Consider the following 12296-nt stretch of genomic DNA (forward strand, 5'->3'; position numbering starts at 1 on the left):
GCCTGGGTCAACCCTCCGAGGGGGCGGCGGTGGCCTGCTCCTCCAACAGCCAGTTGAGGACGCCAGGGAGCACGGACAGCGCATCGAAGTGCGCCGCCGCCGGTTCCAGCACCGCGGTGGCGCCCGGGATCTGCCCTGCCAGCCAGCGGGAGTGCCCGACCGGTGAGAAGACGTCCTTCTCGCCGTGCCACAGCATCACGGGGCCGGTGATGTCCGCCGGGTCGAAGCCCCATGGGGTGCAGAGCGCGATCGCGTCGTCGATCCATCCGTACGCCGAAGTGCGCAGCCCCTCACTGTAGTTGCGCAGCAGCATGGAACGGATTCCGACGTCGTTGACGATGATCCGGTCGGAGTCGGTCAGCTCCCGGCGGAGATCGTCGAGGAGCTTGACCGGATCCTGTCTGATCACTGCCGACCGGGAGATGAAGGACTCCGCGAGCCCGTCCGGGTCGGCCGCCGCCGTGGTGTACGCCAGCACATTGGAGGCGGCCATCCCGTCGAACCAGTCCAGTCCGTCCGCGCCCCAGGGGGCGAGTCCGACCAGAGCGGCGGTACGGGTGACCCGGTCCGGCATCAGCGCGGCGCAGGCCAGGGCATGCGGGGCGCCGCCGGAACGGCCCACCACGGCGAACCGTTCCAGCCCGAGCGAGTCCGCGATGGCCCGCACATCCTCCACGACATCCGCCACACAGCGGCCCGCCAGCCGGTCGGAGCCGCCGTAGCCCGGCCGGTCATAGGCGATGAGCTGTGTCTTGCGCTGGTACAGCACCATGCCGCGCGGCGCCGGACCGAGCCGGCTGCCGGGCATTCCGTGGAGCAGGAAGACCGGTCTCCCCTGCGGGTCGCCCAGACGCTCCACCGTCAGATGCCGCCCGTCTTTTGCGCGCACCCGATTGCGCACTCCGCGCCTCCTCCACTCCGTGCGGGCACGGAGTGCCCGACTTTCTCCACCAATTCGATGATGACCCATCAAAGTCCTTGGATGGAATGGCAATTGAGGTAAATCAACAGCGAATACCGGACAGGTCCAGTCCTCGCCCATCGCCGACCGGCCGGTCGCACGGTGTGTTCGCAGACGGAACCGACTTGGTGCGGCTCCAGGTAGGTGAACGGGGTGAGGGCGAAACGAAGCGGTTGTGTGTGCGTCCTGAAGTCGACCTTGTGTGCTATCTGCCCAGTCGGAACCGTGGGCGGCTCCATCCTCCGTACCCAGGCACCCCACTTGCCTGTGTGCGGCCCCACAGGAGGTCGACGTCGGAGCATCGACGCATATCCATGAAGCGTGCGGCGATGACTGGTTCGGCTGTTGTCGCCCTGGACGCAGCGGGAATCACATTCCAGAATGCGAATGCCAGTGACGACGTATCGCAGTTCACCGTACGGACGCTGACGGCGAACGCGGCCGGAAAGCTCGCCACTGCCTGGACCAGCTGACCACGGACCCGGCGGAACTGCTCCAACTGCTGCATACGCCGCCGAAGGCCAAGGACATCGCCCCCTTCGGCCGGGCGGTTTCCCTGCTCGGCGAGGTTCCGGCGAGCCCGAAGCTGCGACCGAGGAGCAGACCTCGCTGCCGCTGGCCATCGCCCGGGACCACTACCAGCCGGCCGCGTACCGGCCGCAGGCCTACGCCCGGCCGGGAGTGGACTGCCCGCGGTGATGATGGTCAGATCACGGTCACCGGGTGACGCACCACTGCGTCGAACAGAAAGCCCTGCGTGTTGGCCACGGCGGTGTCCGGCTGGGTGCGGCCGGCCGTGTCGGTGGCGCGGGCCAGGAGGTGGGTGTCGCCGGCTGTGTCGGGCTTCCAGGTCAGGGACCAGCGGGTCCAGGTGCCGGTACCGGGCCGGTCGTGGAGGCGGGCGGGCCGCCAGCTCGCCCCGCCGTCGGTGCTGACATCGACCCGCGCGATGGCCCCCGCGCCCGACCAGGACCGGCCGTGCAGCACCTGCCCCTCCCCCACCGTGAACCTCGCCCCGCTCGCAAGCTCGAAGGCGCTCCTGACAACCTGCCGGCTCAGCGGTGCGCTGCCCTCCTCCGGGTATGCGGGGCCGAACAGACGGTAGAAGGTGGTGTTCCAGGGCGAGTAGAGCGGCTGCGTGGACACCTCGATGTCGCCGACCCACTTGATCGACGCGATCCCCACCCACGACGGCGCCAGCACCCGCACCGGATACCCGTGGTCGTACGGAAGCGGCTCGCCGTTCATCTCGTACGCCAGCAGCACGTCGTCCAGCGCCTTGGCCAGCGGCAGCGGACGGCGTACCCGCCCGAGGTTCTCGCCGCCGCTGAAGAACTCGGCGTCCAGACCGCGCGGCTGCACATCCACGGCGTACGAGGACAGCCCGGCCTTGCGCAGGACGTCGGCCAGGCGCACCCCGCGCCAGCGCGCGACGCCGATCGCCCCCAGCGTCCACGGAGTGCCGGTGACCGTCTCGCCCTGCTGCTTCGTGAAGTAGCTGCGGCCGTTTCCGGCGCACTCGACGAACGCTGTACGGGTCACGGCGGGCAGGGCGCGCAGATCGTCGTACCCGAACTCCACCGGCCTGTCCTCACCGGGCGCGCCGCGCAGCCCGCTGCCCCACAGCCTCAGCCGCCAGTCGGCGGCGTCCAGGACAGGGGTGGCGGTGTGGTTGCGCACGAAGAACAGTTCGTTGGGGGTGTGGTGGCCGGTGCCGCGCAGCGCCTCCCAACGGGTCTCGGCGTTGGTGTCGCGCCGGATGAACCACTCGGGCGGCAGCGGCTTGACAATCGTGGGAGCGGCGGCGTGGGCGAGGTTTGGCGCGGGGAGCGCGGCCCCGGCGGCGGTCGCGGCGAGCAGAGTCAGCAGCCGGCGGCGGGTGACCCCGTCCGCCCTGGCGTCCCCGGAGAGCCACTGGCTCAGCCTGTGGCGGTCGTACGCGGATTCGTCGTGGCGGGCGGCGGAGATGGGTGAAGGCATGACAGTTCCTCATCGTTGAGACGGCAGAACGACATGGGAGAGGACAGCGCGAGCCGGCGCACAGGGCGGCGCGCCGCGAAGGCGGCCGAGTTGCACAGCGCGGCGGCGCGTCAGTGGATCCAGCGGCGACATGACGGGATGCAAGCATGCGGCGTCAGAAGGCGTCAACGGGGCGATCTTGCCACTGGGTTGGGCCCTTCTGCACCAGACCGCGGCCGGAGGGGCGTCCACGTGCATGGTCTCAGTGATGTCGTTCAGTGTCATGGCTGCTCCGGGGGCGCGGCCTGCTCGCTGCTTTCGGCCCTGTCCATCAGCTCGGCGCGGGTGAACCCCCAGTCCGTCGAAGTGCTGCCCGGGCCCACGGTGTTCCGCGAGGAAAGCCGCAGGTCGGCGATGTTTTCCCGCGGGCGGATCTGCGGCGGCGAGCGAAGGCGTGTGTGCACGGGCTGTTGGGCCCGGTCTCCCGCGAGGACGGCTGGCAGCTGGCCGAGTACGTCGGCCGGCGGCGCACCGGACTGCGATGTGCAAGGCGGCGCAGGCACAGGGAGTCCCGTCTTCTGCGTCAGACGGTAAGACCACCCGCTGAGAGCCGGTCGCTCACATCGTTCACCAGGCCCTTGCCAAGGGCGTCGGTTCGCGTCAGCAGCGCCTCGAAGCTGGTGAGGCGGCGGAAGGTCTCCGCGTACGCTGCCTGTTCTTCCAGAGGAAGCGGAAGCACGAGAAGGCGACGGACATCGACCCTGGATGAGCTGGAGGCGTGGGTGCCTGCCTGTCGGCCGTTGGTGGGTGCGCGCAGGCAGCCGGCGAGGAAGTGGGCATCGAGTTTCCCCGGGACCACACGCAGGGCGTAGAGCTGTGGGCCAAGGGCCACCGGGGGGCCTTCGTGCACCCACGCCTTGAAGGCGCGGACCACTCCGGCCACCACGACGTCCCCCTCTTCGGCCACGGTGTGGGCCGCGCCGGGCGCCGTCAGGCCGCTGGGGCTGCCGTCCATCAGCAGGTCGGGCACGGTGAGCAGCGGTACGGCCGCACCCCGGGGTGCCGTTACCGTGTCCGACGGCTGCTGACCGGCGCGCAGAGTGAGCGCCCCCGCTTTCACCAGGTCGCCCACCGTGGCTGTCGTGCGAGGTTCTCCGCCCTCGAAGCCGAGCTTCGACAGGTGCTGGACCAAGTGGGACAGCTCGGACAGGTAGCCGGTCAATTCGTTCCATGACGCGGCGAGCTCGATGCCGGACGGTTCCGTGCCCGACGCGGTGTACCGGCCGGGCGTGACGTCCACCTCGTCATCCAGTAGATCGAGGAGAGACACTCGCACGGCACCCTCGGGCAGCGCAGCCTCCGGAGCGTCGAGCTCTGACACGGCAGAGAGAACGAAGCCGGTGAGGGCGTCCCAGTCAGGGCCCTGCTCGCGAGTAGCTCCTGGCTTCCCGAGCCGTGTCGCGTCGACCAGGAGTGCGTCCTGAGGGCCCGGGGGCGCCGGGGCGCCGGTGGCAGTGGCCCGCAGGACCCACAGCTGAAGCGAGACGCTGTGCGGCTGCGCGCACCCAGGCGGCAGGGCTACGACCGCTCGCAGCATTCCCGTGCGCAGCAGGGAACCCCGGATGCGGCGGCCCGCCTTGCGGGAGGCGACGGCCGGCGGGAGGACGACGACAGCGGTGCCGCCGGGCCTGAGGTGGGTCAGCACGTGCTGGACCCACGCCAACTCCGGTTCGGTGCGCGGTGGCAGTCCGTGCGTCCAGCGCTGGTCGGTGGCCAGTTCCTCGTAACCCCAGTCGCGTTCGTTGAACGGGGGGTTGCACAGTGCGATGTCGGCCTGCAGCCCCGCGAACGGGTCGTCGCGCAACGCGTCAGCGGTTGCGATCTCCGTGCGTACGTTCCGGTCCTCTGTCGCGAAGCCGAGACGTGCGGTGGCGAGTGCGGCAAGGGCCGGGTCTCGTTCGCATCCCAGGAGGGCCAGGCCCGGACCGGGGTACTCCTGAGCGGCCGCTGCGGGCAGGTGTCCGGTGCCGCACGCCGGATCGAAGACGGTCAGCCCGCCATCGCCTGCGCCCAGGCGGGCGCCGAGCGCGATCCGTACCATCAGGGAGGCCAGTTGAGGAGGCGTGGTGCTGAGCTGTCGTACGTGGGTGTCCAGCCACCTCTGCAACAGGAACTCGAACGTCTCGCGCGTTCCCTCGCTCCGCCCCAGCCGGGCAGCCGCGCCGACCAGATCCCTGGCCTCGGCCGAGAGTTCCGATGTCGTGGCCCGAGCCCGGGGGGCGCGCATCCTGCGAGCCGACTCGGCGATGGCGAGCCCGGACTCGTCCCGGCTGCCGAGTGCCTCGAACCGGGGCCACAGGAATTCGCGCGCGCCGGCGTCCGTCAGTTTCCCGTTGTCGCGGAGCCACTGCTCGACATCGGACAGCGAGAACTGAGGGCTGACATCCGTGCCACCGATACGGGACGGGAACGAGTCGTGGCGGCGACGCCAGTTGCTGACCGCCGCACGTCCCACACCGGCGATCCGGGCGATCTCGGCCAGGCTGACCGGTACGGCGTTCGGTGTACTCATCGAAGGTCTCCGGGGTCTTTTGGCGGTCGGGGCAGGTCGGCGTCCCAGCGGCGTAGTACGTGTCAGGCTACTACGCTCATTGACTTTGTTCACAGGTGTGAATCATCGTGTCGCTGTGTGAATCGTGTGGAGGGTGGGAGAAATGCAGACTTTCGCGCCGGGAATGGTGCTGCGTGACCGATACCGGCTCGAGTCCGTGCTCGGGCGTGGCGTGATGGGGCAGGTATGGCGGGGGCGTGATCTTTACCTGGAGCGGCCCGTGGCGGTGAAGACCGTCGCGTCGGAACTGCTTGGCCCGGTCCACTTCGGCCTGGAGAACTTCCAGCACGCCGCCTGCAGCCAGCATCCGGTCCGCGGCCAGCGTGAACGCCTCCTTCGCGGGCCGCCGCCCCTGCTCGACCGAGGCGACCTGCTCCAGTGAGTAGCCGATGGCCGCCCCGAGGGCCTGCTGGTTCAACTCGGCTCGCCTGCGCAGATGCTGGAGGAGCGTGCCATAGGCCACCCACACTCCCGGCAGTTCGCTGTCCTCCTTCGTCTTTGCCGCGCGGCCGTTCCGCGTATCCCGCATTGCCCTCACGCCCTTCCGCTCACCCCACTGCGACTGGGCATGGTTCAACAGGATGGGCCATTCGTGGGTCACGGCCCCGGACCCGTACAACACCCGTACAACCAAGACCCGCACCCGCACCCCACCCCGTACGACCTGCACCGCGTACGGCCGTCACACCTGGTCAGCGCCACATGTACCCACCCACGATGGCACGGTGAAGCACCAGGCGATCACCCCCGAACCCCGCCCGACCGTGCCGGAGTTCAGCCTCCGCCTCAGCAACACCAGACGAGGCGCCCGGCTGGCGCGCACGCTTGCCGTCCAGCGGCTCACTGAGTGGTGCGGCCTCCCGTACGACTCCGGCTCGGCCCGGGCCGTCGCCCTGGTCACGGCCGAGCTGGCCTCCAACGCGATCACCCACGGCCACCTACCCGGCCGCGACTTCCGGCTGACGCTGCTGCTCCTGCCCCATGCCCTGCGTATCGAGGTAACGGACACCCGCCCCGACCGACTTCTGCCGAACCCGCCCCCCACCCCCACCGACGCCGCTTCTGGCCGCGGCCTACTGCTCATTGACGCCTACGCGAAGCGCTGGGGCTGCACAGTCCGCGACGCCTATACCAAGACGGTCTGGGCGGAGGTGACGCTCTTGGAGACGACGCCGACCCCATAGGGAAGCGGCCCGGATCAGGAGGCCTTCGACTCCAGGTGGTAGGTCGTGTCGACCCAGAAACCATTCGTGGCCCTGGCCTTGATCTCCAGTACGTACTGACCGGGAGGCAGCGACGCGATGCCGACCCAGATGCCCCATGCGTAGCGCTGGGTCGGCCCCGTCCTGAACGGTGCGGAGAACTCCTGCAGCGGCAACGGAATGCCGTTGAGCGATGCCGTGGCCTCTGCCACCGTCATGGACTGAGGGACCCTCGAGTACGACCTGGTGTGCTGCATATTGAGCACCGGGAAGAAGACCGGCCGGTCCGAAGGGATCGCGCAGCGCCGCACCACGTGGCCACCATAGGTGCCGGCCAGGAACCAGAGGTCGTCCGGCTGCTTCCAGGCGGCGTGCTCGCCGGTTGTGTCCTTGACCGGGCTGCGGTCGTCAGGGGCGGACAGGGCCCACTTCCACCACCGGCCCGCGAGCGCCCCGCCCTCCTCGTCGCTCAGCTTCCACGTACTGTCGACCGATTCCGTACCACTCATGACGCCCCTCCCGCGTGCAGCCCCTGGCTCGGAGCTCGTTTCGAACAAGCGGACAGTACCCGGGGCGGATGAAGGGCTCGGCGCCGACCTCTGCGACTGGTTGCGTCGGCCCGCCGGGACAGATCGCCGGGGCCGCGCCGGGGATGGCCCCGACCTCGAGTCCAGGAAGCGTTGGGTCAAACCCGCCGTCTCACCGAGGTACGTAAACGCTTCGAAGACAGGTGTTTCTTCGTCGAGGCGCCGGCCGAGATCGAGCAGGCTGTACGCCTGCCGGAACATAGCGTGCACGTCAGCCTCGGAGTCGTAGCCCAACTCCTCGCCCATCAAGAGGTTGAGGTGCCCTCAGACCTGTTGAACGCTCGCGTTGATGTCCTCGCGGGTCCTGGTGGCCAGCGGCAGCGTGAGCGCGTGGCGAACGCGGGCGACCGGGAGCGGATCACCGAGCCCGCCGGACGGATCGGCCAAGGCGAGGTCGAGACTGTCCACAGGATGACCGACAAGATCGCCGACATCCTCGACGAACTGGGCGGTGGGCACGCGTCGGCCCATGGCCGCGTCTCGGCGACCAGGGGCGGAGTGCCGGGGAACTGCTCGGCATGGGCGACGAGTTCGCGCAGGTCGTCGAGGGTCGGTTCACGGCCGTTCTTGGGATACGGCTTCAGCGATACGGGTGGCATGCACTCATCATCTCGGGGTGCCTTGGTGTTCACACCCTGTCAATTCGTCACTCCTACCTTCCGGAAGCGTGCGAACCCGCCGCCGATCGGTGGCGGGCAAGTCACCACCTCCCCCCTGGAGTGACAAGTGGAACGTCGGAATTTCCTTCGTGGAGCGGTCATCGGCGGTTCGGCCATGGCCTTCGGCGGAACCCTGATGCACGGCGCCGCCTATGCGGCCCCGGCTCAGCCCGGTTCCGGACCCTACGGGGCACTGGGCGGCGCGGACGCCAACGGCATCCAGCTGCCTGCCGGGTTCACCAGCAGGGTCATCGCCCGGTCCGGCCAGAAGGTCGGCTCCACCAACTACACCTGGCACAACGCCCCTGACGGCGGTGCCTGCTTCGCCGACGGCACCGGCTGGATCTACGTCTCCAACTCGGAGATCAATCCCTCCGGTGGCGCGAGCGCGGTCAAGTTCTCCTCGACCGGCGCGACCATCGGCGCGTACCGGATCCTCTCCAACACCCGGCAGAACTGCGCGGGTGGCGCCACCCCGTGGAACACCTGGCTCTCCTGCGAGGAGGTCAGCCTCGGGTACGTGTACGAGACCGACCCGTGGGGTGTGAACGCGGCCGTCCGCCGGGACGCGATGGGCAAGTTCAAGCACGAGGCGGCCGCGGCCGACCCGGTCCGCAAGGTGATCTACCTGACCGAGGACGAGACCAACGGCTGCCTTTACCGCTTCATCCCGACGACCTGGGGCAACCTGTCCTCCGGCACGCTCCAGGTGCTGAAGGCCGGCACCGCCACCTCCGGCTCGTTCACCTGGGCGACCGTGCCGGACCCGGACGGCGCCCCGACCGTGACCCGTGACCAGGTCTCCGGCGCCAAGCGGTTCAACGGCGGTGAGGGCTGCCACTACTCGAACGACACCGTCTGGTTCACCACCAAGGGCGACAACCGCGTCTGGCAGGTCAACCTGGCCACGAACACCTATGAACTCGCCTACGACGACTCGCTGGTGGTGGGCGGCGGTGCCCCGCTGACCGGTGTCGACAATGTCACCGGCTCCTCCTCCGGTGACCTGTTCGTCGCCGAGGACGGCGGCAACATGGAGATCTGCATCATCACGCCCGACGACGTGGTGGCTCCCTTCCTGCGGATCACCGGCCAGTCCGCCTCCGAGATCACCGGACCGGCCTTCTCGCCCGACGGCAAGCGGCTGTACTTCTCCAGCCAGCGCGGTACGACCGGCAGCTCGTCCGCCGGCATCACGTACGAGGTGACCGGTCCCTTCCGGGCGTAGGCTCCTTTGGCTGGGCGCTGCCTCTCAACAGGGCGGCGCCCAGCGGCGTCACCCTGCGGCACGGCGTTGCCGTGCCGCAGGGTGATTACCGGGCCCGCCTCTCGCAGTGTGATCGCGCTCTCCGAGCCGGCGGCAGGGGACGAGGTGCCCGACGAGTTCGTGGCGGCCCGGAAGGAGCTGCTGGACTGCGGTCTGATTCGATGAGGACGGGAAGCTGCCCCGCGACAGCCTCGACGAGCCGGCGCCGACACTCGTCGCCGACCTGATCTCCGAGCTCCGGTCGAGCGGGCGGCCCCGGGGCGGTGGCGCGCTCGCCAGGCATCACTGCTGGGCCGCGGCACTCCAGGCGCCCTGCAAGAAGTCCGAGGCATCCGCCAGTTCCGGCAGCGCGATGCCGTGTCCGAGCCCCGGGTAGCGGCGTTCCGCAAGGCGGGCGCCCGACTTCTCGCGCAGCCATTCACCCGTCCTGGCCACAAGGTCGGCCGGGATCACCGGATCCGCGTCATCCCGCCCCCAGAAGACCGGCATCCCGGCCAGGCGTCCCGGCTCCTCCGGCAGGCCCGCGTCCCACGGCAGCGTGCCGGACAGGAGCACGGCGGCGGCGAATCGCTCCGGGCGGGCGAGCAGCAGACCGCCCGCCATCGCCATGCCGCCCGAGAAGCCGAGAAGCGAGACCGAGGTGTGCCCCGCGGCCTCGACGTCGAGCCAGCCGAACAGCCAGTCGGCGGTCGCGGCGATGGAGTCGGGCAACGGGCGCCCGATGCCCCGGTTGGCGAACCACGCGTATCCAGCACCCTCAGCCAGCGGGGCGCGTACGAAGGCAGCCGTGGCGCCCTGCGGCAGATGCGGCGCGAGCTGCGCGAACGACGCCTCGTCCGCCCCCCGCCCGTGCAGGGCGACGACGAGCGGCGTGCCGGGCCTGCAGGCGGGCTCGACGGACCAGCGGACGGTGGGGGCGACGGTGTATGGCATAGCGGCAACTCCTGGTGCACGTACGGGACGTGGTGGCAGCCGACCGCTGTGCACAAGGGGAGCCGAAGCGTCGCCGCGGTCCGGCCGGCCGCGCCGTCGACCTTACACGAATTGCTTGAAAGTTGAAGCAAGGGGGATTGCGAGTTACTTTGAAGTTTCAAGTTCATGTGGCGCCGCCCAGCGTCGCGCGGCCCCTGCCACCCGCCCCACGAGGAGCCCCTCCCTTGATCACTGCTGCTACCACCCTGTCCCGCCCCGCCGCCGCGCCCGAGAAGGCGCTGGCCGCCCCCGCGCGCGCCTATGACATCGGCCTGCTCGTCCTGCGCCTCGCACTCGGCCTGGTCATGGCTGCGCACGGCACCCAGAAGCTGTTCGGCTGGTTCGGTGGGGGCGGCATCGACGGCACCGGGCAGTTCTTCGCGGCCACCGGCTACCCCTCACCGAGCACGTTCGCCGTCGTGGCCGGGCTCAGCGAGACCCTCGGCGGGCTCGGCCTCGCGCTCGGTCTGCTCACCCCGCTCGCCGCCGCGGCCGTCGCGGGCACGCTTGTCAACGCGATCTCCGTCAAGTGGGGCGGCGGCTTCTTCGCCCCGGAGGGCGTCGAGTACGAAATCCTCATCGCCCTGACCGCGGTGACGCTCGCCCTGACCGGCCCCGGCCGGATCGCCGTGGACCGACTGCTGCCCTGGCTGCGCTCGCACCGGGTCGCCTACGGCGTCGCCGCGATCGTGCTCGGTGCCGTCGTGGCCGGCGTCACGCTGCTGCTGCGTCACTGAGGCAGGGCTCCCATCCCTCCGCGTCGCACGTCACTCCATGCCCCGGTGGCGGCGATCGTGGTCTGCATGCTGGGGAGCTGTGCCTCGGCCTCCGTCTCGCGGCCGGGCGCGTACAACTGGTCGATGATGCCTACCTGGGCGTCGCGGCCGAAGGCGCCCCTGAGCACCGCCGCGCGCCGGAAGAGCCGAAGGGCCGTGTGCGACGGCGGCCGCACGGTGGTCCGGGCCGGCCGGAGATGAGTCTGTCCGGGCCGGTGGCATTGCCCAGCGGTGAGCACAAACCTTCGGGCGGGCGGCCTCCGAGGGCCGCCCGCCCGAAGGGCCAGGAGTCATGGGGCTTCAGCCGAGGTCGAGCCCCGTCGTGGGGAGCCGGTGCCGGTCGACGTGACCCGACGGGGTCAGCCGGCCCAAACCTCGGCTTCGTCGGCCGGGACGGTGGTGGCGAGCTTCAGCTCCTTGCGGGCGGCGACCGTCTTGCCCGGGTCGATCCCGTCGAAGGCCCGGTCGTAGGCGAGGTAGAAGGCGTCCGTGTCACCGGCCGAGGCGGCCTTCTCCCACGCGTCGGCGGTCTCCTTCAGCCGTGCACGGAGCTTGACGGTCTCCGGCTGCTGAATACTCTTCAGGGCCGTGAGGTGGGTGCCGAGCGCGGCGGTAACGGCTTTGGCCTGCTTTTTGTAGCCGGCGAAGTCACCCTCGACATGATCTGCTTCGGGCTGGTTCGTCCACAGGGCCTCGTAGACGGCGTTCGAACCCTTCAGGTACGCGAGCTGGTCGGCGTTCAGGGGATTGCTCTTCAACGAACCGGAGAACGTGCCCGCGTCCTTGGTGTACGTGCAGCTCACGGCCCGATCGCCCGTCGCCCAGCTCTCCTTGGTGGGGGAGTAGTAGTAGACGTCGACGCCCTTGGGCAGGGCCCAGGCGTCGGGGGTGAACTTCTGCCCCTCGGCCGGGCATCGTTCGTCGGCGATCTGTGCGGTTTTGTCCTCGCCGGGGTACGCCGACCCGTCGATCTTGAAGTCACCGACGACCTGGCCCTTGTGCGGTTCCTCGCACGGCACGACCTCGACGCTGAACTCCTCGCTCTTGGGCGCCCCGTTGTTCGGGTTGTAGCAGTCGCCGGTCGCGAGCGAGAAGACCGATCGCTGGCGAACCACTTTCTTGGCGCCGGTCTTTGCGCTGTCGAGGGCTTCGGAGCATCCCACCGCTCCGACCGAGATCAGGGCTACGACAGCGGATATGCCGCGCAGGGAACGGGACGTGACACCGAGAGACATGACGTAGGAATCCTCAAACGGAAGGGTTGCGAACAGGTGTGCGCATCGTATGGCATGTCAGTGACAG

Annotated in this window: 12 protein-coding genes and 1 pseudogene; 4 read left to right on the forward strand and 9 right to left on the reverse strand. The window is 69.7% G+C overall.

What is annotated here, in order from left to right:
• Nucleotides 1-7 precede the first annotated feature (7 nt).
• On the reverse strand, nt 8-901 hold the full coding sequence (locus OH809_RS33020) for an alpha/beta fold hydrolase (protein WP_406418078.1): 894 nt from the start codon (nt 899-901) through the stop codon (nt 8-10).
• 389 nt (nt 902-1290) lie between these two features.
• Here OH809_RS33020 and OH809_RS33025 point away from each other — a divergent pair.
• Nucleotides 1291-1422, forward strand: a pseudogene (locus tag OH809_RS33025) (S1 family peptidase); the annotation flags it as partial.
• Between the two features lie 244 nt (nt 1423-1666).
• On the opposite strand, the gene OH809_RS33030 reads toward OH809_RS33025, so the two are convergent.
• The 3 genes from OH809_RS33030 to OH809_RS33040 all read right to left on the reverse strand — a co-directional run bounded on the left by OH809_RS33030 (nt 1667) and on the right by OH809_RS33040 (nt 6132).
• Nucleotides 1667-2941, reverse strand: coding sequence for a sulfite oxidase (locus tag OH809_RS33030; protein WP_406418076.1), 1275 nt, complete (start codon nt 2939-2941; stop codon nt 1667-1669).
• A 562-nt stretch (nt 2942-3503) separates the two neighbouring features.
• Entirely contained in the window at nt 3504-5492 is a 1989-nt protein-coding gene (locus OH809_RS33035) for an N-6 DNA methylase (protein ID WP_406418072.1), read from the reverse strand.
• Nucleotides 5493-5568: 76 nt separating this feature from the next.
• Nucleotides 5569-6132 carry a helix-turn-helix domain-containing protein gene (locus OH809_RS33040; protein WP_406418070.1) on the reverse strand — a complete coding sequence of 188 codons (564 nt, stop codon included), beginning with the start codon at nt 6130-6132 and terminating at the stop codon, nt 5569-5571.
• On the opposite strand from OH809_RS33040, the gene OH809_RS33045 reads away from it, so the two are divergent.
• Entirely contained in the window at nt 6113-6715 is a 603-nt protein-coding gene (locus OH809_RS33045) for an ATP-binding protein (RefSeq protein WP_406418067.1), read from the forward strand. The genes OH809_RS33040 and OH809_RS33045 overlap by 20 nt on opposite strands.
• A 14-nt stretch (nt 6716-6729) precedes the next feature.
• On the opposite strand, the gene OH809_RS33050 is transcribed toward OH809_RS33045, so the two are convergent.
• Entirely contained in the window at nt 6730-7242 is a 513-nt protein-coding gene (locus OH809_RS33050; protein ID WP_406418065.1) for a hypothetical protein, read from the reverse strand.
• A 342-nt stretch (nt 7243-7584) separates the two neighbouring features.
• Nucleotides 7585-7779: a hypothetical protein gene (locus tag OH809_RS33055; RefSeq protein ID WP_406425470.1), complete on the reverse strand. Its 195-nt coding sequence runs from the start codon at nt 7777-7779 to the stop codon at nt 7585-7587.
• 267 nt (nt 7780-8046) lie between these two features.
• Between OH809_RS33055 and OH809_RS33060 the strand changes: the two genes are divergently transcribed.
• Nucleotides 8047-9207, forward strand: a complete 1161-nt coding sequence (locus OH809_RS33060; RefSeq protein ID WP_406418063.1) for an alkaline phosphatase PhoX — start codon at nt 8047-8049, stop codon at nt 9205-9207.
• 321 nt (nt 9208-9528) lie between these two features.
• On the opposite strand, the gene OH809_RS33065 is transcribed toward OH809_RS33060, so the two are convergent.
• Entirely contained in the window at nt 9529-10179 is a 651-nt protein-coding gene (locus OH809_RS33065; protein ID WP_406418061.1) for an alpha/beta hydrolase, read from the reverse strand.
• A gap of 245 nt (nt 10180-10424) precedes the next feature.
• Here OH809_RS33065 and OH809_RS33070 point away from each other — a divergent pair, with 245 nt between their 5' ends.
• Nucleotides 10425-10955 carry a DoxX family protein gene (locus OH809_RS33070; RefSeq protein WP_406424835.1) on the forward strand — a complete coding sequence of 177 codons (531 nt, stop codon included), beginning with the start codon at nt 10425-10427 and terminating at the stop codon, nt 10953-10955.
• Here the strand turns inward: OH809_RS33070 and OH809_RS33075 are convergent.
• Both OH809_RS33075 and OH809_RS33080 read right to left on the reverse strand, forming a co-directional pair.
• Nucleotides 10949-11170 carry a hypothetical protein gene (locus OH809_RS33075; RefSeq protein WP_406418059.1) on the reverse strand — a complete coding sequence of 74 codons (222 nt, stop codon included), beginning with the start codon at nt 11168-11170 and terminating at the stop codon, nt 10949-10951. The two genes, OH809_RS33070 and OH809_RS33075, sit on opposite strands and share 7 nt — an antisense overlap.
• Before the next feature lie 183 nt (nt 11171-11353).
• Nucleotides 11354-12229, reverse strand: coding sequence for a septum formation family protein (locus OH809_RS33080; protein ID WP_406418057.1), 876 nt, complete (start codon nt 12227-12229; stop codon nt 11354-11356).
• Nucleotides 12230-12296: the final 67 nt, after the last annotated feature.

It is taken from the genome of Streptomyces sp. NBC_00873 (genome assembly GCF_045207415.1).
In the GTDB taxonomy this organism is placed as follows: domain Bacteria; phylum Actinomycetota; class Actinomycetes; order Streptomycetales; family Streptomycetaceae; genus Streptomyces.

What these genes read in the sequence shown, in the direction of transcription:
- OH809_RS33045 (WP_406418067.1), top strand. Translation starts at nt 6,113, where the DNA reads ATGGGCCATTCGTGGGTCACGGCCCCGGACCCGTACAACACCCGTACA.
- OH809_RS33065 (WP_406418061.1), bottom strand. Translation starts at nt 10,179, where the DNA reads ATGCCATACACCGTCGCCCCCACCGTCCGCTGGTCCGTCGAGCCCGCC.
- OH809_RS33035 (WP_406418072.1), bottom strand. Translation starts at nt 5,492, where the DNA reads ATGAGTACACCGAACGCCGTACCGGTCAGCCTGGCCGAGATCGCCCGG.
- OH809_RS33050 (WP_406418065.1), bottom strand. Translation starts at nt 7,242, where the DNA reads ATGAGTGGTACGGAATCGGTCGACAGTACGTGGAAGCTGAGCGACGAG.
- OH809_RS33030 (WP_406418076.1), bottom strand. Translation starts at nt 2,941, where the DNA reads ATGCCTTCACCCATCTCCGCCGCCCGCCACGACGAATCCGCGTACGAC.
- OH809_RS33080 (WP_406418057.1), bottom strand. Translation starts at nt 12,229, where the DNA reads ATGTCTCTCGGTGTCACGTCCCGTTCCCTGCGCGGCATATCCGCTGTC.